Here is a 23,116-nt window from a genome sequence, read left to right as displayed (position 1 = left end):
TATTTCTCAATATGAATACAATAAGCCTTTATTTTTTAGACATCGGTCTTTGGAGCATGGGTTGTTAAAATTAGCAGGAGTTAAATCAACTTCTTTGAGCCTTTTAGGGCTATGTGGCTTATTTTTATTATTAGTTCAGTTTCAAGTTCAATGGCAAAGTAAGCTCTCTCTTATTAATAACCTTGTTTATCCATTACTGGTTATTACTGCTGTATTTGCTACTCAGTTTAATCGAAGTCGAGTTGCACTGCTTTGCGCATTTTGGGTGCTTTATTTATCTTCATTAGACTACGCTTTACCTTGGTCTGACTGGCTTAAAGCGCAACCTGACTGGACCTTATTATGCGCTGCAAGTTTATTAATGCTATTGGCAATTATAAAAGATAGAGCGCTCTTATCAATACACACAGTAACTCGCAGTTTACTCGTTATTGTCTGTGGTGGTGCTGCATTTGCTTGGTTAGCACTGAGCCAACACTTGCAAGAACTAACAATACAATCTTCTTTTTATACTCAGCTGCTTCCTTATTTACCCATTGTTTTACCGCTTTCAATAATTGGCGGCTTGCTTATTTGGCAAAGCTTGAGAGCCCATAACCTGACTCAAACCGCCTTATTAATTACCTTTATTGTGTGGTGCCTTAATCAGCAACATATTATTGATTTTCCTTGGTCTGTAATAGCCGTGCTTATGGCTTCTTTGTATTTATTGGCAGTAAGTACAGACTCTTATTATTTAGCCTATAGAGACGATTTAACCAGCTTACCAACGCGGCGAGCTCTTAATCAGCTTGCTTTATCATTAGGTCGAAAATACACCGTTGCTATGCTCGACATTGACCACTTTAAAAAATTCAACGATACCTATGGCCACGATATTGGCGACCAAGTGTTAAAGCTAGTGGCGGCTAAAATGGCTGGCGTTAAAGGGGGTGGAAAAATTTACCGCTATGGTGGAGAGGAATTTACGGTGGTGTTTCCACGCAAAACAGCTGAGCAATCAATCCCTGAGCTAGAAACACTGCGTGAAAATATTGCCACCTACGACATGGTGATCAGAAACCCAAAACGCACCGATAAAAAATCTCGCAAAGGTAAACAGCCAAGCGACCACAAAACGGTAAACGTGACGGTTTCTATTGGTGTAGCGCAAAGAGCGGCAAAACAAAGCTTTGATGAGGCATTAAAAAATGCCGATTTAGCCCTTTATAGAGCTAAAAAGAAAGGCAGAAATAACGTTAGCGAGTAATCCTTTTAACGTGGCACGCTAACTTAATAATAGCGTGCCCAAAGGCAACTAAATTTAACTACAACTTATTGCTTTTCCAAAACCGCTTTTAAATTATTTAATGCCGATACAGAAAAACCACGGTCGTAAAAGTAAATAATTTTGCCATTCTCATCAAGCAGTATTACACGACTGTTATTAGGGTTTTCGTTGCCAGTAAATGCCTGAACTTTATCGCCATCTTTGTAAATTGTGATCACCCCACCCCACAACTCTTTTGGGATCCCCTTACGCATGCCGCTATCAATTAAGGTACTAAACATACGAGGAACCATGCCCTGAATGGTTGGTAACTCATAGGCAGTCACATCAACTGCAGTCATATCTAAACCAATAAGCCAACGATCAATATCAAACTGGCTATCTTGTTTATAACCAATTAATAGCAACGTATGTGGGTTGTTAAAGTCATCAGGAATAGTGAATGACTGTTGCTCTAAGCTTTCTCCTGTAACAGTGGGAAATTGCTTACCAAGCAGCGCTTGATTTGGATACTGGGTTGAACATCCGCTAACCACTAAAACCATCACCAGCGTCATTATTGCCTTTAACATACCTTTACTCCCTATTTTTAAATAAATCTAAAGTGAACACGTTAACTAAATAATTAGTACAAGACTTACGCTTTAAACCAGACTTACGATCCATAGTAACTCCCATAAATTAAATAAAAATACAAGCATATGAATAGGCTTGTTCGATAAAATGTTTATTCGTTATACTTTAATATTATTACTATATTCATTTTAATTCTATCCCATAGCGAAAGCGTATTTTGTTAACACCTTACAAAGCGTTAAAGTGCCGCGCTAATTCACAGCTATAAAAGAGGGTACCATGTCGCTTGCTGTATTATTAATGTTGGCATTATTTGTCGGTTTGCTGTTTGCTATTTATCTTGTTTCGCAAAAAAGCAGCTCTTTATCTCGTACCGTTTTATTTGGTTTAGTGCTTGGTAGTGCCTTTGGTTTAGCCCTACAGTTTTTATTTGCCAACTCACCAGAAACCATTAAAGAAATACTCAGCTGGGTCAGCATAGTAGGTAAAGGCTATGTCGGGTTACTAAAAATGATCATTATGCCACTGGTATTAGTCTTTATGATTGCCGCAGTGGTTAAGCTTGAGAACCAAGGCTCACTGGGGAAAATCTCCTTTATTAGTATCTCTGTTTTACTGTTTACTACTGCAATTGCAGCGTTAATTGGTATTGCGGTAACGTATGGATTTGACTTGAGCATAGAAGGGCTTGTTTCGGGTACTCGTGAAGCCGCTAGAATGGACACACTACAAAGCAAAGCTGCGAATGTAGCCGACTTAAGTGTGCCGCAAATGTTACTGAGCTTTATTCCTGAAAACCCCTTTGCGGATCTAAGTAATCAACGTTCAACCTCTATCATTGCCACGGTTATATTTGGTGTACTTGTTGGTATAGCTGCACGTAAAGTAATGCTTGAAAAAACCGAGCTTGCTAGCCCAATTCGTAACGGTGTAAACGCCCTACAAGCGACTGTAATGAGCTTAGTTCGCATGGTAATTGCACTAACGCCTTATGGTGTGGCAGGCCTAATGGCAAGTGTTGTGGCAAACTCTAGTAGTAACGATATTTTAAATTTACTCGCCTTTATTGTGGCTTCTTACGTGGCTATTTTATTAATGTTTGTTGTGCATGGTTTACTGCTTAGCTTAGTCGGCGTTAATCCAAAACATTACTTTGAAAAAATTTGGCCTGTGCTTACCTTTGCCTTTAGCTCACGTAGCTCAGCGGCATCGATTCCTATGAATGTTGACGTGCAAATTAACCAGTTAAAAGTACCCCCAGCAATTGCTAATTTATCGGCTTCTTTTGGAGCTACCATAGGTCAAAACGGCTGTGCCGGTATTTACCCTGCTATGCTTGCAATGATGGTTGCGCCAAGCGTGGGGATTGACCCACTTACATTTGAGTTTATTTTACCGCTAATTGGTATTGTGGTTATTAGCTCGTTTGGTATTGCAGGTGTTGGCGGCGGTGCTACCTTCGCAGCGTTGGTTGTATTACCGACCATGGGACTACCTATAGAGGTAGTGGCTTTACTTATTTCTATTGAACCATTAATAGACATGGCGCGCACTGCACTCAATGTATCGGGTGCTATGACCTCAGGTGTGATCACCAGTAAATTAATTAAAACTCAATAACACTGACTTTAATTTAATAGCCCAGCCTACGCTGGGCTTTTTTATGTCTGCCGCTTTCAAAGCTCTTTAGTGATTCGTTTATTTAATTAATTAACTCCAATAAATCATTTTTATAGATTGCATCAATCGCTTTATTTCGCACACAGTTTTTAGCCCCTTTACTATACTATTCCCATCGCTCAGTCATTCAGGCTTGTTTAACAACTTGAATGAAGTATCAACCTACTGTTTTTAAATGAGTAGACCCTATTTTTAATACGCTTTGTATATAACGAGATTCGTTAACTTTAAGGAAGCTGACAATGAAAAACCGATCATTTACAAAAAAAGCGCTTGTTGGATTTATAAGTGTGGCACTTATGTCTGGCTCTGCTTTTAGTCAAGAAAAACCACAAATGTCTAAGCCACAAGGTGCTGTAGGCATGGGTGAGGCAAAAATGGGGGCAACCAGAACCAACCAATTTTGGTGGCCAGATCAACTTAACCTATCTCCTCTTCGCGATCATGATCTACGTTCAAACCCTTACGGTAGTGACTTTAATTATGCAGAGGTATTTAACAGCCTAGATTTAGACACTGTAAAAAGTGATATCGACGCTCTACTAACTCAATCTCAAGATTGGTGGCCAGCAGATTTTGGTAACTATGGCCCATTTTTTATTCGTATGACCTGGCACAGTGCAGGTACCTATCGTACGCTTGATGGCCGTGGTGGTGCTGGCGGTGGTCAACAACGTTTTGAGCCGCTTAATAGCTGGCCAGATAACGTAAGCTTGGATAAAGCGCGCCGTTTACTTTGGCCAATTAAACAGAAATACGGTGAAGCCCTTTCATGGTCAGACTTAATCGTATTAGCCGGTAATGTTGCCTTAGAAAACATGGGGTTTGAAACCTATGGTTTTGCTGGTGGTCGTACTGACGATTGGGAACCAGACATGGTTTACTGGGGTCCTGAAGTAGAAATGCTTGCCAGCGACCGTGAAGATGCCAGCGGCAAACTAGAACGCCCGCTAGGTGCAACTCACATGGGTTTAATTTATGTAAACCCAGAAGGGCCTAAAGGAGTACCTGATCCTATTGGCTCAGCTAAGAACATTCGCGTTGCGTTTTCTCGCATGGCGATGAACGATGAAGAAACCCTAGCACTTATCGCCGGTGGTCACACCTTTGGTAAAATGCATGGTGCGCACAAACCTAAAGACTGTGTGGGTGCAGAGCCTGCTGCAGCAGGTATTGAAGAGCAAGGTTTGGGCTGGAAAAATAAATGTGGTAAAGGTCACTCTGAAGATACCGTATCTAGTGGTTTAGAAGGCGCATGGACACAAGCACCTACTCGTTGGTCATCACTGTACTTAAGCAACCTACTTAACTTTGAGTGGAAACAAACTCGCAGTCCTGCTGGCGCTATTCAGTGGATCCCAACAGATGAATCATTACATAAGTCAGTACCTGATGCGCACGTTAAAGGTAAATTTAACCCACCGGTAATGACCACTGCCGATTTAGCGTTAAAATTTGATCCTGAATATCGCAAAATTGCTGAACGCTTTTTAAATGACCCAAAAGAGTATCAACTTGCATTTGCTAAAGCATGGTACAAATTAACTCACCGAGATATGGGACCACCACGTAACTTTTTAGGTAAAGAAGTACCAAAAGAAGACTTAATTTGGCAAGACCCTATTTCAGCAAAGACTAAATCAAACATTGATGCTGGTGCAGTAAAAGAGCTGAAAACTGCTATTTTAGACTCGAACCTAAGTGTACCTGAGTTAGTACGTGTGGCATGGGCATCGGCCGCTAGTTACCGTGATTCAGATATGCGCGGCGGAGCCAATGGCGCACGTATTGCGCTAGCACCACAAAAAGATTGGGCAGTAAATAATCCAGCAGAAACCGCAAAAGTACTTAAAGTATTAAAAGCGATTCAAGCTGACTTTAACGACAGCTTATTTAGTAAAAGCCAGGTATCGCTTGCTGATTTAATTGTGCTTGGTGGTAATGCAGCGATTGAAAAAGCAGCCAAAGATGCAGGCTACTCAGTAGACGTTCCGTTTAATGCTGGCCGTGGTGATGCTACACAAGCACAAACTGACGTTAATGCATTTAGCTTATTAGAGTTGCCTGCCGATGGTTTTAGAAACTATTTTGATGCGGAGAAAAGCTATAAATCACCAACAGAAATGCTGATTGATAAAGCGGATCAGCTTGACCTAACAGTCCCTGAAATGACTGTATTAGTAGGTGGCTTACGCTCACTTGATGCAAACTATAAAGGCACTGACTACGGCGTATTTACTGACAAGCCTGGCACTCTAAATAACGATTTCTTCGTTAACTTATTAGATATGTCGACGGTATGGAAAAAATCGTCAGATGCTGGCATTTATCAAGGCTTTGACCGTCAGTCGGGTGAGCAAAAGTACACCGCTACTTCGGTTGATCTGATTTTTGGTTCAAACTCAGAGCTACGTGCAGTTGCTGAGGTGTATGCTTTTGATACATCAAAACAAAAGTTTGTAGAAGACTTTGTTAAAGCATGGACTAAAGTAATGAATTTAGACCGTTAATAACCATTAAATAACACAACCACAGCGCTGCAATAATTGCAGCGCTTTTTTATTACTAAGCTACTTTAAAGCAAGTACTCGATCGCGCAAGTCATCGGCACTCACATGTTCAGGCGCAACCGGCTCACCAATCGCTACGCTTACCAACGACCATTTGGGTCTAGGTAGTCGCCATTTAGTTTTTCGACTAAACATACTGCCCCATAATCCATCTAAATGAACTGGGATAACAGGCACAGGTGTGCGCTGAATTATTTTTTCAATTCCGCGGCGAAATACATCAACTTCGCCATCACCGCTGAGCTTGCCTTCAGGAAAAATACCCACCAGCTCACCACGTTCCAGTGCTTGCGCAATGTTATCAAAAGCTTTATTAAACGCCTTAGGATTTGATTTTTGACTATCAATTGGGATAGCTTTGGCCATTTTAAACAACCAATTAAGTGCCGGTGAATAGTAAATAGGTGCAAATACAACAAACCGAATTGGCCTAGGTGACGCAGCTAAAATAAACATCCAATCAACAAAGCTAACATGATTACTTACCACCACCGCAGCGCCTTCATCGGGAATATTGAGCTCGCCTTTAGTGCGCACGCGATACATGCAAATCGCTAAAATGTAGATAATAAAACGTAAGAAAAACTCCGGTACTTTGGTGTATATGTACAGCGATATTAGTAAATTAAGCCCTGCTAATAACAATAGTAATTGTGAAATATCCCAGTGTAATAGCGTCAAAGTAACAATACTTAAAACGGCGCTGCCAACCATAAACAATGCATTTAACACATTGTTAGCTGCAATTACTCGTGAACGGCTATCGGGGTGAGTACGCTGCTGAATGAGTGCATACAAAGGTACCGTATAAAACCCTGCGGCAATACCAATTCCTGCCATCCAAACAAAGTGCCATAGCATATCGCCAGTATTAATAACTTGCTCAAGGGTAAGCTGCAAATCACTCACTTGGTGATAAAATTCAATACCAGGCTCTTGGCTTAGTAAATATAAAAATAAGGTAATTAACAGTGCACCAAAAGGCACAATACCCAACTCAATACGTGAGCGCGATAGCTTTTCACACAATAAAGACCCCAATGCAATACTCAACGAAAACACCACTAAAGCAGCTGTCACCACCAACTCATCGCCTCCCATTACATGTTTTACGTAATTAGGGAGCGCCGTTAGTATCACCGCACCAATAAGCCAAAACCAGCTGATCCCTAATACTGACTTACCCACCGACTCGGTTTGTGCCTTAAGCGCATTAAAAACACTTTTGGTTGAAGTAATAGGGTTAATCGATACTTTTAAGTTAGCATTATTGGCTGCACTTTTAGGAATAAATCGACTGCTTAAAAAGCCAATGACCGCAAGGCTCACTATTGCGATACTGATATAAATAGGGCCCGCTGCTTGGGTTATATAATAGGTACCAAATACGGTGCCCAATAAAATAGCGACAAAAGTGCCAGACTCCACCAGTCCATTGGCTTTGGTTAGCTCATTTGGGGCCACATGCTGCGGTAAAATAGAGTACTTAAGCGGTCCAAAAAAAGTGCTTTGTAAACCCATTAAAAATACAGTACCTAACATTAACCAAACCTGCTCGGTTAAAATCGATACTACACCCACCAGCATAATAGGAATTTCGCAAAACTTTACCATGCTGATCAGTTTTGATTTTTCCAACTTTTCTGCAATTTGCCCAGCCATACCTGAAAATAGAAAAAACGGTAAAATAAATAATCCTGCCGCCAGATTAGAATAAAAGGCACCATCAGCTACCGTAGCAGCCTGAAAAATTAAAATAAGCAGGACTGATTGCTTATAAACATTGTCATTTAAAGCAGAGAAAAACTGCGTCACAAACAGAGGTAAAAACCGTTTACTACCCAGTAAAGCTCCTTGAAATTGTTGTTTATTTTCCTTCATTACGGTCTCTTAAAATTAGCTTCAGGGTTTAGATTACCACTGTGGAAAAGAAATACGAACCCACTTTTTAAGTACATGCTCAAACATATATTTAAATAAACAAAATAGCTAACCCAACAAAAATGACTAACAAATGAACAAAGCGACTAAATCTTGCGTATAAGCGTTTATGAGTTGTAAATAGAACATCTATGTTCTAAACCTAAAAGGTGACTAAATAAGGAGCATCTTTATGCCAACTACAAACACAATAGATAAAGACACTAAATTCGCACGTTGTTTAGAGTGCAACAAAGTAAATACATTTGCCGCTTTTCACTGGCTTTCGTTAGCGTTTAAAGATATGGCGCGCGCGCCCATGTTAAGTTTAATTTACGGTTTAATCTTCACGCTTATTCCGGTAGCGATTGTTTACTCTGTTGTACTTACCGACAGCCACTTAGCTATTTTACCTGCAACCGTTGCTTTTGCTTTAATCGGTCCGGTATTCGCCGTTGGCCTATACGATGTAGCCTGGGAACTTGAAAAAGGCCACAAACCTACATTAAGCCATTCATTAAAATCAATGTTTCGTAACCCCGTAGGTGAATGGGGTTTTGCGGTATTACTCATGGTGATTATGATTATTTGGATGCGCCTAGCTGCAATTGTGCATGCATTATATCCAAACCACGCAAACCCTACCTTTGAAGAACTTTCTGCGTTTTTAACTATAGGCAGTATTATCGGCGGAATTTTGTTGGTCAGTGTGTTTTCAATCTCAGCATTTACCCCGCAAATTATGATGGAAAGACGTGTTGATATAATGACCGCAGTCGTTTCTTCAATCCACGCAGTCAAAGAAAACTTTGCAGCCATGGTTGTGTGGTCAATTTGTATATTCGTACTGGTAGCGCTGGGCTTTGCTGCAGGTGCCGCTGGATTCATTATTATTATGCCGCTACTTAGTTACGCTAGTTGGCATGGATACATCGCAGTTATCAAAACTAAAACACCACGTGGCTATGAATAACACTTACCAGTAGTTTTAAGCACTTAATTAAATGCTTTTTGGCATTTAATTAAGTGTTGCCTCTTCTCCCTCAGTTTATAAAATCCGTAAAAACCTTGATCTGAATAAGGTGCAAAGCTTAAAAATAGCGCTAATATAAGCTGATACACCACAGATAATATAAAGGAATAAACATGAGTCAAAACGTTACAGACTTAATGACACCGAACCCATTTTCAGTAAACATAAAAAGCACTTTGCATGACGCACATAATTTAATGAAAGAAAAAAACGTTCGCCATATTCCTGTTATTGACGAAGACGGCGCATTTGTCGGTATGCTCACACAAAAAATAATGGTCGCTAAAGTCATGGGTATTATGGCAACGTTTGGTGCTAATGCATTACAACGCAAAGAAAAACTCACAAAAGTAGAAGATATTATGGTGAGTGATTTTATTAGTGTAACCCCAGAGCAGCCGCTATCAGATGTCGTTAAGTTTTTTGTAGATAATCGCCACGGTTGCATGCCCGTTGTTAGCGAGCAAGGTCAGCTAGTAGGTATTTTAACGTCTTCTGATTTTGTACGTTTAGCTGCAGCACTGCTCTCGTAAATATTCTTCTTTAATGAAAACTGTATTTAGCTTTGCCAAATGCAGTTTTTACTCACTTAACAGATATATAAAATTAACAGCATAGATAGCTAAGTCACTAACAGCCTGTTATGGTAAACACCCTGCTTTTAATGGTTATTACAAGGTAAGTTTTCATATGGCTAATCAATTAAATGTACTAGGAACTCGCTTACAACTTTGCTGTGGCAACGGTGGCTATACCCGTGAGGGATTTTGTTATGTACCAGATTCAGACTCTGGCAATCATAGTGTATGCGCCATTATGACCGACGAATTTTTGCAGTTTTCTAAGGCGCAAGGCAACGATTTAATTAGCCCTAATCCTTTGTATGATTTTGCTGGTTTAAAAGCTGGCGATAAGTGGTGCTTATGTGCGACTCGTTGGTATCATGCCATTGCTGCGAACGTTGCTCCTCCTGTGGTACTTGAAGCGACAAACCAAAAAGCGCTCGACATTATTCCGCTTGAAGTATTAAAAGCACATCAATATTAAAAAACGCTATAGCGATTAAACCCTGAACTCTACTTTTCTTTTTGCCTAAATACCTTAGGCAAAAAGAGCCTTTAAAGTACTCCATTTTTAAATGTATTTTTGCAGAATTTACAAAAAAAGTGCATATTTTTCATACCCCTTTAAGCTAAATACTCCTTGAAGCTTTATCAAACAAAAAATAAATCAATAAATTTCAGTAGCTTATAATAAAAACTTTACCGGCATGCTCATTGCTTCTATTAGAACAGACGTGTTCGTTATCGCAATTAAAACACTCACTTGAGTTAAGCGAACACTATTTTGAAATAGTAGGAGGCATAATGAGTAACAGTAATAATGCAAACAAAGTCGCTGAATTTACCGCTCCCGGTGTAGAAAATGAATCAGCAAGTAAAGCAATATCTGTTCTAGAAGATCGCATGGTAGCGCTAATTGATTTACAACTAACTTTAAAGCATATTCATTGGAATGTAGTAGGTCCAAACTTTATTGGCGTACATGAAATGCTAGACCCACAAGTTGAAACCGTGCGTGAAATGACCGACACCATAGCAGAACGTATTGCCACTTTAGGCGGCGTGCCTGTTGGTACACCAAAATCAATTGTTGATCGTCGTACATGGGAAGATTACGCTATAGGCAAAGGCTTGGTAACCGAGCACTTAGCTGCATTAGATAAAGTATATAACGGCGTTAACGGTGATCATCGTAAAGCTATTGAGTCACTCGGTGAGCTTGATCCGGTATCTGAAGATATGATCATTGCGCAACTTGCAGAGCTTGAGCAATACCAATGGTTTGTTCGCGCCCACATAGAGTCATCTACAGGCCAATTGAACAGTTAATATTTATGGTAAACGTTTAGTTTACGAAGCCCAGCAAGTTGCTGGGCTTTTTCATGCTTGTGATGTTTCATTCCATCATTAATTATCATTCAACTCTTTAGTTATTCTCCTTGAGCATATATGCACAACAATTAGGCTATTCGCCACTCTTTGACTACACTCAAATTAGGCTATTTCTTAAAAGAAGCATTTGTTGACGCAAATGAGTTTGCGTTAGTAATGCGTAAAATTAATTTGAGAATACAGGAGCTCTAATGAAATACACTCTACTAATCGTGTGTTTAATTGCACTCACAGGCTGTGATAAAGGAGTTGATTCTCCACGAGGTTTTAGCTTGCCAGAGGGGAATGCAGAACAAGGTAAAGCCGTGTTTTTAAAATATAAGTGCTTGGCATGTCACACCCTTGCAGGCGTTGAAGATAGCAGCGTAACAAAACATGACGATATTTCTATTAAGCTAGGAGGTAATAAAACCAAAATAATTTCTTATGCTGAGCTGGTCACGTCAGTGATCAACCCCTCACATCGGTTTTCTAGGCCTTATAGACCCGACGCCAGAAATGAAGATGGCAGCTCAAAAATGACGGTATTTAACGATACCATGACCGTATCTGAACTCACCGACTTAGTCACTTTTTTACAACCAAACTATAAACTTATTCCGTACCACAGAACTAATTACCAACTTTACTCTCACTACAAGTAAATATTGATAGCAAAAAAACCGTTGCTAAACAACGGTTTTTTATGCGTTATATCTACTCGGCATTAACCATTTCTTCAAACTTCATACCGGTCAGCTTGGTCAGCACTTTAATCACATAAATAAAAATTCCAATCAGCATTATCATAGATGGAATCGCGATCACTGGATAACTCAATAGCGTCATTTCACCAAGTTGCTCGTTAAATTCCACGCTACCTGCTGGGCTAGTAACAATCCATTTAGCTAAGAGGTAATTCATCGTTGATGAAAACACAAAGGTCAGCGCTAATAAGTAATTAGCATTAGTAATCTTTTGTTTAAAGTTTTGCGTATTGCCGCGCTCATCAAGGGCATCGTAAATAGTGTCTAACTTAAATAAAAGTGAGTTTAATAAGAGCTTGGCTAGCAAGGGTTTACCAAAAAAGCCCGACATCAGCACGGTAAAACCAATGATTGCTGGTATAGCCGCTTCTTTAATTGCTAACCACTCAACATTAAGCTCAAACAGCGCAATACCACCGGTAAGCAAAGTACTTAAAAAGCCCAAAAGTGAAATAAAATTTAATGAGCCCGCTTTTATAAAATCATAAATACCGTAACTAATAGGGAATATAAGCGCCACAATTAAGCCAATCACGCTGCCTAAATATTCAGGCCCTGAAAATTTCATTAAAATGACTGAAGGTATGATGATATTAAATACGATTTCGATAAGCGGATTATTCTTTTTACGCTTATTTATAGCTTGATTATCACTGGTCATTTTTAATTCCAAAAAAATATTACTGCTGCCATTAGGGTCTGTTGACCTTTGCGGATTAAAATTTGTTCAAACTAGGGGCTGTTTAATCGCGGCGCGAGGTTTGTAACCTAGTGGGCTAAGTAAAAACCGAGCAACAAAGAGTAAATCGCCCCTAGGCAGAACCCTTCGGGCAGCGCCTGTTTGGCATTGATGCTGCGTTATCGCCTATTTATGGGGAATAACCACACCACATATGCGCTGCCTTGCCTAAATACCAAACAGACTGCTGCAAATTTAACCTTAAAAGGTCAACAGACCCTAACTTCCTCTCTAAAGAGTAAGTAATGCTTAAAATTATCTTTAAGCATAATACCTGCAATACACTCGCTATTCTAGCATTGCACTCACCCGCCCGATTTTTAGGTCGCTATTTTATCCAAAGCTATTTTTATTAATAAATAATTTATCGGACACTCTATATTCTTACGTTACGTGATCATTATTACAGAGCACATTTTTTACAGCTTGGAAAACCTTCATGCTTGCTCTAGTATCTAGTTGTCTTAGCTCATAATTTGCATCTTAATGAAATCATTTCCATCACTGTATTTTGCCAATTTATTTTTAATTATTGGTACCGGCTTACTTACAACCTATTTAGCCCTTTACTTAGGTAAACAAGGCACGTCTACGTTTTGGATAGGCCTAATGACCTCGTGTTATTACCTTGGCTTATTACTGGGTTCAAAACTTGGCTATCATTTAATTAAATCGGTGGGTCACATCAGAACCTTTGCAGCAAGTACTGCGGCGGTTACTGCCTGTGTGGCCGCACACGGAGTAAGCGACAATCTATATATATGGTTAGGCCTTAGGCTTTTTGTTGGCTTAGGGATGATGTGTAATTACATGGTGCTAGAAAGCTGGCTAAACGAACAATCAGCGCCTGAATCTCGCGGGCGAGTCTTCTCTTTTTATATGATCACCTCTTACTTAGGGATGATTTTAGGCCAACTAGCGCTCGCACAATTTCCTGAGCTAGGGTATGCACCGCTATTTTTAGTATGCATGGCGTTGGCTATCGGTATTATTCCAATTTCTATCACTCGCAGAATTCACCCTAAACCGTTAAAGCCGATAAAAATGAGTCTGTTTGATTACGCTAAAAAAGTGCCACAGTCGCTTACTGCGGTGCACTTTGCAGGCATTATCAATGGTAGTTTTTATGGCCTAGCGCCTATATTTGCTAAGCTATCTGGCTTTGGCGCCGCAGAAATTGCTATTTTTATGTCAGTGACTATTTTTGCTGGCTTGTTAGCACAATGGCCAATGGGGATGCTCTCTGATCGCGTTCGTCGTAGCGTATTAATTCGAACTAATGCAGCAGCTATCGGTGTTGTAAGTTTGGCATTGTTTTTATTGCCTACTTCACAACTAACAGCTTACATACTCACTTTTATCTTTGGTTTATTTGCGTTTACTTTATATCCGCTTTGTTCTGCGCTAGCTAATTCGCGGGTTGAGGACGAAGAGCGCGTAGGCGTATCATCTGCATTATTAGTCGCTTTTGGCGCCGGTGCAGCAATAGGCTCAACACTTAACGCACAGCTGATGACCTACTTTGGTCACCAAGCATTGTATGCGTCAATTTCGCTATTAACCGTGGCTATGTACTTACTACTAACCTTTATTAACTCTAAACAAAAAGTTGAACAGCCAGAACCCAGTGATTATGTGGTCGGTACATCCGATGTTACCAACTCGCCACTGGCCGCTACGATGGATCCGCGCATTGAAGAAACCACCGCGCAAGATCAAATGTTGGTAGTAAATGAATATGATGATGAATTTTTTGAGCATCCCCAAGGGGAGCTGTTTAAAGATCTTCACGAAGATGACGTGAAAAATTAAGTTTCCATTCAAAGCATTAATAATGCATAACAAAAAAGGGGAGCCTCCCCTCTTTTTTGTTATTTTTACTACTTAATACATTACTGGCTTATCTGTGGCTTAATATCGCTTAAATCTAAATGGATAGTCATTTCAAAATTCTCAGGCTGTAAAGCAACATCACTTAAACCTGTTCTCGCAAAATAATCTTCAAAGTCTTGCTGATATTTAGCCGAAAACTGCGTATACGCGGTAATAAACAAACTCAACTTTTTAGCTATTATTGGATAGGTAGCGGCAAGTTCCCGCAGTTTTTCAGGTTCAGCAAAGGCAAATTCAGCATAAATATTAAAGTCGTTTCCGACAGAGGTTTTACCATAATCAGACAAAAAGCCTGCGTTATAATCGGGTGCAGATTTATACTTTGTAAGCGCGTCAAAATTAGATGCTGCGGGTTTCCAGTCTTTTGGCAGCAAAGCTTGCCATGCAAATATAACGAAAGGTGAACGTATATAAACTAACGAGCTTAATTCATGATGAACCCCTTTCAACGAATTTTCGAAATTAAAATTCGTGCCATTCCATCCTGAGAGATTAACTAGAATTATGGAATTACTTGAATAGGTTCCTCCAGCAGCGGCCCCCTCTATAAGCATAGGTCCAGAAAGGTAAATAGCGTCAATTGCTTCAGCAACAAACCCTGGAGGATAGGTCGTTAATGCGGCCTCAATACCATCGAGTGACTCAGAAGCATCTGCAAGCGTAGTCATTTCCATTTCAAGAATTGGAGGCTCTCCATCACTAACTGCAAATTGTTCAGGGAAAAATAAACGGGGTTCACCAGCTTGAATGTCTACTTGGTGTGTTTTGGATAAACGATTAGCTTGCTCTGTTTCACTTTCGAAATATGAACACGCACTAACAAATAATAAAAAAACGAATATTGCTTTTTTCATTTATAAAATCCTTTTTAATGAGCATGCCTGAATGTTGCCACCGCCACTACTGAGAAGTAAAATCTAACAACAGCAGGGAAGCAACTTAAAGCTCTAAATTTCATCTACCTAGAGTAAATAAAATAGAAAATAACAGGCAAACCTTAAAATAACTACATTCTTTTTAGCCAACCCAAAATAAAAAAATCAAGAGACCTTTTATATAGGTAAAATACTCCCCCTGTATTTTTAATAAAATTTTAAAACTATTTAACCCCTTTTCTATTTGCCAGCCGTTATAGCTCTGAAACAACATAATAAGTTAATTTGGAGCGGCTTATGCACACACTTGAATTTCCTAAAAACCCCATGTTCAAAACATCAACAGCTGTTATTGGCGGTGCTGTGATGACCTTTATTGCATTCGCCTTTATGCAATACTTAATTAGTGGCGAACAAAGAGCACCTATAAAATTGGGTGATGATATTACTGTTGAGATTTTTCAAGCACCAGAAGATAAACAAACCACGCATATTAAAAGAATACCGCCACCACCCACACCTAAAGTGCCGCCTAAAGCACCACCACGTGTAACACCTAGCAATGAGCCAATAACAGCAATAAGCACAGCACCACCCATAGTAATTGACGGATTTGGTAACGATATGAAGCAAACACTGACCCGCCCTACGGGAGATGCTTCACCCATTGTGCGCATAAATCCAAAGTACCCAACTAGCGCAGCACGTGATGGTATAGAAGGCTGGGTGCAACTTAGCTTTAATATTTCACCCACTGGTGAAGTGATTGATGCCACAGTAGTAAATGCCGAACCAAAACGCATATTTGATCGCGAAGCACTTCGCGCCATTAAACGCTGGAAATATCGTCCAAAAGTAATTGAAGGTGTGGCACAATTACAAACAGGTCAAACCGTACAACTTGATTTTAAATTAGACAGTTCGCAGTAAAGGAATAAGCGCCTATGCTATTGAGTATTAAGTCATGGTTATTTGAAGCGCCAAGCAAAGACTGCATGGCGCGGTATGCAAAAAGTGGCGACAACCGCCACTTAGAGCAGCTTATTACCTTATACAGCAACGATTTATATCACTACCTAGTTACCCAATCTAATACACATTTAGCATACGACGTAAGCCAACAAACATGGCTAAAGGTTATTGAAAAGCGCCACCTTTACCAAGCACAAACCACGCCTAAAGCCTGGTTATTTCGACTCGCACGTAACACCCTAATAGACGAATACCGCAAACAGCAATACTTTGTCGAGCTTGACGAAAACAGCCAACTACCTGCGCAAAATAACAATCAAAGTGAATTAACAAATAGTGATTCGCATATAGGTGACACACACATAAGTTATGAAGCGTTTAATGCTGCGCTCAAGCAACTTAGCTTTGTGCAGCGCGAAGCCATCACATTACAACAAGAAGGCTTTAGCCTTGCCGACATAGAGCTTATAACGCAAAGCAACGCCCAAACCATAAAAACAAGGCTACGCTACGCCAAACAAAACCTAAAACAATTATTAGGAGAACGTAATGAATAAGCCTGATGAGCAGTTTGATGAAAAGCTCACACAACATTATAACGAGCGTAAAGCACGCACCAGACTTTCGCATGCTCAGCAACAGGCGTTAAAACATAGCGTAATCCAAAAACAACCTAAAAAGCTTGGCTTTGCCCTGCAACTCACAAGCCTTACCTGCGCACTGGGCTTACTGGCTTTTATAGTTCTCGACAGTAACAACGTAATAAATACTGCCCCTAAAACCGTATTAAACACCATAGACATACACGACTACTCGTTTATAACAACGCATGAAATAGATCAAACAGGTAACTACGCAAGCACTATAACGCAACAAAAACGCGCGCTCGATACCCAACTAGCAAACGACTTACGCCGCCATCAACAACACCATATAGAATACGGCACGCTCGTAAAGGTCGACAACGACTGGTACATAGCCAGCTGCAATGACGAAGTACTGGTACAAATTAAGCAGTCACTGCTCAGTGATTTAAAAGGAAAACATGCAGTTGAAAGTAATATAAATACGGGTGACATACTCGCTATGGCACATAACAGGAAAGGACAGATTATTGCGCTGAAGCATGCTGGAACTGGAGCTAAACATTGTAAGGCTTAATTTTTAATTAACTTAACCTGAAACTTAACTCGAATCTAAATACTTAAATGGAACTAGAGAAATGGAATTACATCATAGAAATAAGCAAAATAGTTGCGGTACTGTTTACTGGATTCTCATTTCTTTTTGGCATTTATATTTATATGATTAACTCAAAAAAGGAAGAGTAAAATCAACTCTAGAATATTGGGGAAAGTTTTATCAAAAGATTATCCCATTCATTACTGCCTTTAATACACAGTATTCAGGTAAACTCCATGCCAAAGAAATCAGGGAAATGGATAACCTACCTGATACAAAAAATACACTTCATAACATTCTTAATAAATATGAGCAGTTAGCTATAGGAATTGACTTAAAGGCATATGAAATAAAAGCTTTAAACTTATTATCTGGCCAAGAGATAATAAGTAGCTTTCATCGATACGAAGGATATATATTTCATAGACGTATTCAAAAGAACAACCCTCAAATATGGTCTCAATTCGAGGAGTTAACAAAAAACCTAATAAAGCTGCGAAATTCAAATAACTTTTAATTCGTTAAATACAAAAGTAAAACATTGAAGATTGAAGGCTTGAGAGAGTTTAAATGAAAAAAATACTATTCCTATTATTAACCTTAATATTTGTATCTGCCTGCGATTTTCAACAAAGCGAGCCTGAGATACCGAATAAGCCCAGTGGAGTACCAGATAAAGCATTTTGGGTCAGTGGTTTAGACGGCGGTGTATTTGTCTTAATAGAAAAGAATAAAAATTTAGAAGCAAATGAATATCTAGGTGAAATATATTTTGTATCCGGAGATATAGGGTACAAAGGAAAAATGAGTATCTTTCCAAAAGATAATGCCATTATAGATTATATGAACCCTAGAACTTACCAAGGCTGGGATGGAGGTACCCTGTATATTGAAGGAAATAAACAACTCAAAGTTCAAGAGTAAACCTATAAAAAAGCCTGCAGATTTGCAGGCTTTAAACTCACTCACTTTGTTGGATTTCGCTACGCTCTACCCAACCTACAAAACAATTAAGCTCGTTACTAAGTACGCCATAAACGTTAGGCCGCCACCCACTAACGCATAAGGTAATTGGGTTTTAACGTGGGTGAGTAAATCACAACCCGAGGCGATGGCTGATACTGCGCTGGTGTCGGATATAGGGGAACAATGATCGCCAAATATCCCGCCACCTAAAATAGCGCCTACCACCAGCGATGGCGGTAAACCAAGCGCTTGAATAAGCGGTACGCCAATGGGGATAAGTATGGCAAATGTGCCCCAAGATGTACCTGTAGTAAACGACATAACCGCACCGGTTAAAAATAGCACTGGCACTATTAAATATATCGGTAAGTAATCGCCAACCAAAGATGCCACAAACACGCCTGTGCCTAGCTCTTTTAAGCTTGCGCCCAAGGTCAGCGAGAGCAATACAATACTTACCAGTGGGAGTAATTCGCCCATGCCTTTAAAGCCGGTATCAACAAGTTGGTGGTGGGTAAACTGGCGCGAACCAATCATTAAACAATAGGCTACAACAATAGCTAAAACGGTGGCGTACAATACTGATTTTGAACCGCTGCCCTCGGCAAGTACGCCGTTACCGGTATAAAACATAAAACCGACCATGCTCACAATCAGCGTAAGTAATGGCACCAACATAAAGCGTGCTTTAGAGCCTTTTACTTCTTCTTTTAGCTCGGTTGTTTGTAGCTCTAGTTTTTGCTCGGCTACTTTCATTGGGCCATGTACTTTATCGAACGCAATGGTATAAAAAACAATAACCAGAGTGATTATGGCGTAAAAGTTATAGCCTACACTGCCCCACAGCACCGATACGGCCGACTCGCCTAATTCGTAATTACCTAACAAGCCCAGTACAAATGCACCCCAGCCGTTTAGTAATATTAAAATACATACAGGTGCGCTGGTGCTATCGATTATATAAGCTAAACGCGCGCGGCTCATTTTAAATTTATCGAACAGGCCGCGAGATAAAATACCCGAGGTAAGCACACTTAAGTTTGACTCTATAAATACCGCAACGCCGGTAAACATAGTTAAAAAGCCCACTTGGCGCTTACTTTTAGCAACGCCTTTGTTCATCAGCAAATTAACAGTAGCAGCAACACCGCCAGATTCGCGAATATAGGCAAGTAAGGCGCCTATTAAAATACTAAAGATGAGTATACGGGTATTACCAGGAGAACTGGCCACAGCAACTATGCGCTCAATGCTATTTAAAAACGTAGTAAATACGCTATTTCCTTCACCTTGTAATGCGAGTAAAAATTCCGATGAAATTACCGCAACAAGCAGCGCCATAATGACTTCTTTGCGCCAAAACACAATAATAATGGCAATCAGCGGTGGCAAAATAGAATACCAATGCATAAACAAACCTTTTTAATTTTTATAATAAACTCGGCTTTAACAGCCTTGGTTAGTTAATAGTAAGCAGTTAACTTAATAGATTTACACCATTAAGTCACCCACTGAGTTTACTGATTTAACAGCGCCTCATAAATTAATGAAACAATAGAACCATATTGAGCTGTTTCATAGTTTTTACCTACAAACTGATAACGTTTTTCACTACCTTTAATTGGTGAATGGCGTGCATTGGTAAGTAAAACAATAGCTAAATCGTAAGCGGGATCAATCACTGTTACTGTGCCAGTCCAACCTGTGTGTCCATAAGCTTGTGGGCTGGCATACGGGCCAAAGTGCCAGCGCCGCGCTTGATTATTTCCTGCAAGACGAAAACCTAAGCCGTAGGTTTCATCGGTACTTTGTGGGGTTAAAAACTGCGCCAAACTAGTGGCATTAAAAATTTGCTTATCGCCGTAACCGCCCTTGTTGAGTAACACTTGGCATAAAACGGCTAAATCGGGGGCATTACTAAATAGTCCTGCATGGCCTGCTACACCATCAAGTGAATAAAAAGCACGCTCATCATGTACCTGCCCTTGCAACACATTGGTGCGAATATTATCAAAATGAATACGTCCATCTCGGGTATTACCACTTAGCTCTGTGGCGGCAAACTGCTGACGATTAAAGCCTTTTTTAAGGGGGTTAAATAAAGTGTTGCTAAGCTTTAAAGGCGCGTAAATATGCTGCTCTAGGTATTCGTCGAGCGGTTGGCCGCTAATACGCTCAATTAAAACTCCTAAAATCATGTAATCAATATCAGAGTAAACATGCTGAGCGCTTGGCTCACTGGCTAGTGGTACGCTGGTAAGTAGTAATTGTTTAGTGGTCTCGCTGGCTTGTGAAAAAAACGCCTCGCCATAGCGGGTGTCTTTTCGATGAAAGTCGAACACTGGCGGATAACCGGCTTTATGAGTGAGTAAATCTTTAACTTGGCGCAGCTCTCGTCCATCGCCTTGGTATTCTGTTAGGTAATCACTCACTCTGTTATTTATGTTTAATTGCCCTTCGCTTACTAGTTTCATTAACGCAAAGTTAGTAGCAAATATTTTTGTGTTTGAGGCTAAATCAAAGAGTGTATTTGTTTGCATGGGCTCTGGGCGTAATAACATTAAGTCATTTTGCTGATATTGCTTGGCATCACCATAAGCGGTTAATTTTAATATCTTACCCGCTTTAATTACCGCTAATACCGCACCAGGAAAGCCCGCACTTACATCTTTTTCTATTAGCTTATCTACTGCACTAAAATCAATGGTTTTAGCCGCTGAGCTATTTAGAGTAGCAAAGGCAAATCGCAGCGTTAAACTACCGTTAGCAGGTTGAATGTTATCAACCTTAAAAGTGTTAACTCCGTTGTGAGTGTACTGCCCTAAATTAAAGGCATACTCAGTATTTTTTTGCAGGGTATCAAGCGCTAACTTTTTATTATTAATATAAATATCGGCACTTAAGGCACTTTCATTTTGTAGTAATAATTGCCCGCGCCCTTTATACGCTTTAAAGGTCCCACGATTATTTACATATTCTCGGCTACTGGGGTTGGACTCAGGAAAGGTAGCAATAACTTGCGCATTAGCGAGGCTCTGTATTTGATTAGGAATAAACGGGCGCTGAGATTTAATTGCACTGCTTGCGCCACTGCAACCGGTAATAATAAAGCAAAGCGTAATTGTCAGTGCGTTAAAAAAAGTACGCTTTGCTAACACGGAAAAATTTAAATACACACTCATTCCTTTATTGGTAGAGCAAATAAGGCGCTCTTTGCTGTTTAAATTGCTCAAGCCCCGCTTGCCAGCTTTGTTTAATTTGCGCTGCCGACTCACCTGCTTCTATGGCGAGTCTGAGCTGATCAGTTCCTGCGAGTTTATCCATAAAGTCGGCACGCTCAAAAAACACCTGCTTAGCCTGAGTCAGTTGCTGGTAAGCATTAATTAAATAATTTAAGTTTAAGCCTGTGATATTACTATGGCGTAAATCAATCCCTTTCACCATTTGGTCTTTAAATTTAGGGTTAAGCGCTGCGCCTTTTATTGAGCGCGGGGTAAAGCTAAAGTCCCCAAGTGCTACTGGTGAATAACCAATAACCTGAAATGCAAAGTCAGTTCCTCTACCTATGCTAACAGGGGTTGCCTCAAAAAAGCACAACGAGGGATACAGCGCTATTGATTGATCGTTGGGTAAATTAGGGCTTGGCTTTACCGGCAAGCTGTATGGCGTTGTGCGGGTATAGCCTGCAACAGGGATCACGTTTAGCTTTAAATCATGAGCTTGATTGATCCAGCCCTCGCCTTTGATCATTTTAGCTAGCTCGCCTACCGTCATACCATGTAATACAGGGATTGGGTGCATACCCACAAACGATTTAAACTGCGGCTCTAAAATTGGCCCGTCAATGTGGCTAATATTAGGATTTGGCCTATCAAGTACCATAAATCCAACGCCTTGCTCAGCCGCGGCCTCCATCATGTAATGCATAGAGCTTATGTAGGTATAAAAGCGCACGCCTACATCTTGAATATCAAAAATAATAACATCTACATTGCTAAGAGCTTCGATACTTGGTTTTTTGTTTTTGCCATAAATAGATATAAGCGGGATACCAGTTTTGCTATCAACGGCGTTTTTAACATGCGCTCCCGCGTCATGATCGCCTCGAAAGCCATGCTCAGGTGCAAAAATTTTAGTAATATTGATGTTTTTAGCCAGCAAGCTATCAACTAAATGCGTTTGCCCCACTACAGAAGTTTGATTAACCACCAGCCCTACACGCTTATTTTTTAATTGCGGTAAGTACAAAGCAAACTGTTCTGCACCTACGGCGATTGTATGTTTAGCCTCATTTGCGTGTGCGGTAACAGTAAAAAGTGCGCTTAAAATAAATAAGAATATAAAAAATACGGTTTTAAACATACAGCAAGATCCTTTTAAACAAGGTGTTTAAAATACCACACCTTAAGTTAAAGAGCAGTGAATGGTTTTAAGTGGATACGTAACTAATTAGAAGCTGCGCTTCTCACGCGAACACGTTCTGCGTCTACGCTGAAATTTTTAACAGGGGTGTTTGTTTGGCTTAACTGAAAGCTAAAAGCTGAAAGCTAAAAACCTTCTCAAATTTCAGGCACAAAAAAACCGACTTAATGTCGGCTTATGTATGAAAGTGCTGGGCGCAGGACGTATCTTGTAAGAGTGAACCTCTGACCGTCTGGTTCGAAGCTTACTACTTTCCCATATTCACTTTATTTTAGGCACAAAAAAACCGACTCAATGTCGGCTTATGTATGAAAATG

Annotated in this window: 21 protein-coding genes; 14 read left to right on the top strand and 7 right to left on the bottom strand. The window is 40.0% G+C overall.

Annotated elements, in window-relative coordinates:
• A partial coding sequence (locus QL989_RS02780; protein ID WP_290168016.1) for a GGDEF domain-containing protein occupies positions 1-1,249 on the top strand: 1,249 nt, incomplete at its 5' end.
• 65 nt (positions 1,250-1,314) lie between these two features.
• Here the strand turns inward: QL989_RS02780 and QL989_RS02775 are convergent.
• Positions 1,315-1,842 (bottom strand): hypothetical protein, encoded by a 528-nt coding sequence (locus QL989_RS02775; RefSeq protein ID WP_290168015.1) that lies wholly within the window; start codon positions 1,840-1,842, stop codon positions 1,315-1,317.
• Positions 1,843-2,125: 283 nt separating this feature from the next.
• Between QL989_RS02775 and QL989_RS02770 the strand changes: the two genes are divergently transcribed.
• The gene (locus QL989_RS02770) at positions 2,126-3,466 is read left to right on the top strand and encodes an L-cystine transporter (protein WP_290168014.1); all 1,341 of its coding nucleotides are present in this window, start codon (positions 2,126-2,128) and stop codon (positions 3,464-3,466) included.
• A gap of 302 nt (positions 3,467-3,768) precedes the next feature.
• Positions 3,769-6,036, top strand: coding sequence for a catalase/peroxidase HPI (gene katG / locus QL989_RS02765; RefSeq protein WP_290168013.1), 2,268 nt, complete (start codon positions 3,769-3,771; stop codon positions 6,034-6,036).
• Between the two features lie 60 nt (positions 6,037-6,096).
• Here the strand turns inward: katG and QL989_RS02760 are convergent, their stop codons facing one another.
• Positions 6,097-7,977 carry an MFS transporter gene (locus QL989_RS02760; protein ID WP_290168012.1) on the bottom strand — a complete coding sequence of 627 codons (1,881 nt, stop codon included), beginning with the start codon at positions 7,975-7,977 and terminating at the stop codon, positions 6,097-6,099.
• 232 nt (positions 7,978-8,209) lie between these two features.
• On the opposite strand from QL989_RS02760, the gene QL989_RS02755 reads away from it, so the two are divergent.
• The 5 genes from QL989_RS02755 (at position 8,210) to QL989_RS02735 (ending at position 11,648) form a co-directional block, all read left to right on the top strand.
• Positions 8,210-8,989, top strand: a complete 780-nt coding sequence (locus tag QL989_RS02755; protein WP_138608709.1) for a DUF2189 domain-containing protein — start codon at positions 8,210-8,212, stop codon at positions 8,987-8,989.
• A 173-nt stretch (positions 8,990-9,162) separates the two neighbouring features.
• Positions 9,163-9,582, top strand: coding sequence for a CBS domain-containing protein (locus tag QL989_RS02750; RefSeq protein WP_290168011.1), 420 nt, complete (start codon positions 9,163-9,165; stop codon positions 9,580-9,582).
• A gap of 157 nt (positions 9,583-9,739) precedes the next feature.
• Positions 9,740-10,096, top strand: coding sequence for a DUF2237 domain-containing protein (locus QL989_RS02745; RefSeq protein ID WP_290168009.1), 357 nt, complete (start codon positions 9,740-9,742; stop codon positions 10,094-10,096).
• Positions 10,097-10,416: 320 nt separating this feature from the next.
• A complete protein-coding gene (gene dps, locus QL989_RS02740; RefSeq protein ID WP_178956542.1) occupies positions 10,417-10,941 on the top strand; it encodes a DNA starvation/stationary phase protection protein Dps in 525 nt (174 codons plus the stop codon).
• Between the two features lie 254 nt (positions 10,942-11,195).
• Positions 11,196-11,648 carry a c-type cytochrome gene (locus tag QL989_RS02735; RefSeq protein ID WP_138608716.1) on the top strand — a complete coding sequence of 151 codons (453 nt, stop codon included), beginning with the start codon at positions 11,196-11,198 and terminating at the stop codon, positions 11,646-11,648.
• A 52-nt stretch (positions 11,649-11,700) separates the two neighbouring features.
• Here QL989_RS02735 and QL989_RS02730 read toward each other — a convergent pair whose 3' ends face one another.
• Complete coding sequence (locus tag QL989_RS02730; protein WP_178956543.1) at positions 11,701-12,411, bottom strand: VC0807 family protein; 711 nt, start codon at positions 12,409-12,411, stop codon at positions 11,701-11,703.
• Positions 12,412-12,975: 564 nt separating this feature from the next.
• Here QL989_RS02730 and QL989_RS02725 point away from each other — a divergent pair.
• Positions 12,976-14,301 (top strand): MFS transporter, encoded by a 1,326-nt coding sequence (locus QL989_RS02725; RefSeq protein WP_138570368.1) that lies wholly within the window; start codon positions 12,976-12,978, stop codon positions 14,299-14,301.
• A gap of 80 nt (positions 14,302-14,381) precedes the next feature.
• On the opposite strand, the gene QL989_RS02720 is transcribed toward QL989_RS02725, so the two are convergent.
• Positions 14,382-15,236, bottom strand: a complete 855-nt coding sequence (locus QL989_RS02720; protein WP_290168000.1) for a hypothetical protein — start codon at positions 15,234-15,236, stop codon at positions 14,382-14,384.
• Positions 15,237-15,554: 318 nt separating this feature from the next.
• Here QL989_RS02720 and QL989_RS02715 point away from each other — a divergent pair, with 318 nt between their 5' ends.
• The 5 genes from QL989_RS02715 to QL989_RS02700 all read left to right on the top strand — a co-directional run bounded on the left by QL989_RS02715 (position 15,555) and on the right by QL989_RS02700 (position 18,335).
• A complete protein-coding gene (locus tag QL989_RS02715; RefSeq protein ID WP_290167998.1) occupies positions 15,555-16,187 on the top strand; it encodes an energy transducer TonB in 633 nt (210 codons plus the stop codon).
• Between the two features lie 14 nt (positions 16,188-16,201).
• Positions 16,202-16,786: a sigma-70 family RNA polymerase sigma factor gene (locus QL989_RS02710; protein WP_290167996.1), complete on the top strand. Its 585-nt coding sequence runs from the start codon at positions 16,202-16,204 to the stop codon at positions 16,784-16,786.
• Complete coding sequence (locus QL989_RS02705) at positions 16,779-17,390, top strand: hypothetical protein (RefSeq protein WP_290167994.1); 612 nt, start codon at positions 16,779-16,781, stop codon at positions 17,388-17,390. The genes QL989_RS02710 and QL989_RS02705 overlap by 8 nt, the downstream gene beginning before the upstream one ends.
• Positions 17,391-17,598: 208 nt before the next feature.
• Positions 17,599-17,928, top strand: coding sequence for a DUF4760 domain-containing protein (locus QL989_RS19165; protein ID WP_356776103.1), 330 nt, complete (start codon positions 17,599-17,601; stop codon positions 17,926-17,928).
• 53 nt (positions 17,929-17,981) lie between these two features.
• Positions 17,982-18,335 (top strand): hypothetical protein, encoded by a 354-nt coding sequence (locus QL989_RS02700; protein ID WP_290167991.1) that lies wholly within the window; start codon positions 17,982-17,984, stop codon positions 18,333-18,335.
• A 75-nt stretch (positions 18,336-18,410) separates the two neighbouring features.
• Here the strand turns inward: QL989_RS02700 and QL989_RS02695 are convergent, their stop codons facing one another.
• The 3 genes from QL989_RS02695 to QL989_RS02685 all read right to left on the bottom strand — a co-directional run bounded on the left by QL989_RS02695 (position 18,411) and on the right by QL989_RS02685 (position 22,739).
• Complete coding sequence (locus tag QL989_RS02695) at positions 18,411-19,787, bottom strand: Na+/H+ antiporter NhaC family protein (RefSeq protein WP_138609213.1); 1,377 nt, start codon at positions 19,785-19,787, stop codon at positions 18,411-18,413.
• Between the two features lie 107 nt (positions 19,788-19,894).
• Entirely contained in the window at positions 19,895-21,553 is a 1,659-nt protein-coding gene (gene pbp4b, locus QL989_RS02690) for a penicillin binding protein PBP4B (protein WP_290167987.1), read from the bottom strand.
• Positions 21,554-21,563: 10 nt separating this feature from the next.
• Positions 21,564-22,739, bottom strand: coding sequence for a DUF1343 domain-containing protein (locus QL989_RS02685; RefSeq protein WP_290167985.1), 1,176 nt, complete (start codon positions 22,737-22,739; stop codon positions 21,564-21,566).
• Positions 22,740-23,116: the final 377 nt, after the last annotated feature.

It is taken from the genome of Pseudoalteromonas sp. APC 3224, from assembly GCF_030407535.1.
In the GTDB taxonomy this organism is placed as follows: domain Bacteria; phylum Pseudomonadota; class Gammaproteobacteria; order Enterobacterales; family Alteromonadaceae; genus Pseudoalteromonas.
The sequence above is the reverse complement of the archived record's forward strand: the minus strand, read 5'-3'. Positions and strand labels throughout refer to the sequence as shown.

Bases quoted from the DNA above. Each gene is read 5' to 3' on its own strand.
- QL989_RS02760 (WP_290168012.1), bottom strand. From the start codon at position 7,977: ATGAAGGAAAATAAACAACAATTTCAAGGAGCTTTACTGGGTAGTAAA.
- katG (WP_290168013.1), top strand. From the start codon at position 3,769: ATGAAAAACCGATCATTTACAAAAAAAGCGCTTGTTGGATTTATAAGT.
- QL989_RS02710 (WP_290167996.1), top strand. From the start codon at position 16,202: ATGCTATTGAGTATTAAGTCATGGTTATTTGAAGCGCCAAGCAAAGAC.
- QL989_RS02715 (WP_290167998.1), top strand. From the start codon at position 15,555: ATGCACACACTTGAATTTCCTAAAAACCCCATGTTCAAAACATCAACA.
- QL989_RS02720 (WP_290168000.1), bottom strand. From the start codon at position 15,236: ATGAAAAAAGCAATATTCGTTTTTTTATTATTTGTTAGTGCGTGTTCA.
- QL989_RS02750 (WP_290168011.1), top strand. From the start codon at position 9,163: ATGAGTCAAAACGTTACAGACTTAATGACACCGAACCCATTTTCAGTA.
- QL989_RS02735 (WP_138608716.1), top strand. From the start codon at position 11,196: ATGAAATACACTCTACTAATCGTGTGTTTAATTGCACTCACAGGCTGT.
- QL989_RS02700 (WP_290167991.1), top strand. From the start codon at position 17,982: ATGAAAAAAATACTATTCCTATTATTAACCTTAATATTTGTATCTGCC.
- dps (WP_178956542.1), top strand. From the start codon at position 10,417: ATGAGTAACAGTAATAATGCAAACAAAGTCGCTGAATTTACCGCTCCC.
- QL989_RS02695 (WP_138609213.1), bottom strand. From the start codon at position 19,787: ATGCATTGGTATTCTATTTTGCCACCGCTGATTGCCATTATTATTGTG.
- QL989_RS02730 (WP_178956543.1), bottom strand. From the start codon at position 12,411: ATGACCAGTGATAATCAAGCTATAAATAAGCGTAAAAAGAATAATCCG.
- QL989_RS02725 (WP_138570368.1), top strand. From the start codon at position 12,976: ATGAAATCATTTCCATCACTGTATTTTGCCAATTTATTTTTAATTATT.
- QL989_RS02775 (WP_290168015.1), bottom strand. From the start codon at position 1,842: ATGTTAAAGGCAATAATGACGCTGGTGATGGTTTTAGTGGTTAGCGGA.
- QL989_RS02770 (WP_290168014.1), top strand. From the start codon at position 2,126: ATGTCGCTTGCTGTATTATTAATGTTGGCATTATTTGTCGGTTTGCTG.
- QL989_RS02685 (WP_290167985.1), bottom strand. From the start codon at position 22,739: ATGTTTAAAACCGTATTTTTTATATTCTTATTTATTTTAAGCGCACTT.
- QL989_RS02745 (WP_290168009.1), top strand. From the start codon at position 9,740: ATGGCTAATCAATTAAATGTACTAGGAACTCGCTTACAACTTTGCTGT.
- QL989_RS02755 (WP_138608709.1), top strand. From the start codon at position 8,210: ATGCCAACTACAAACACAATAGATAAAGACACTAAATTCGCACGTTGT.
- QL989_RS02705 (WP_290167994.1), top strand. From the start codon at position 16,779: ATGAATAAGCCTGATGAGCAGTTTGATGAAAAGCTCACACAACATTAT.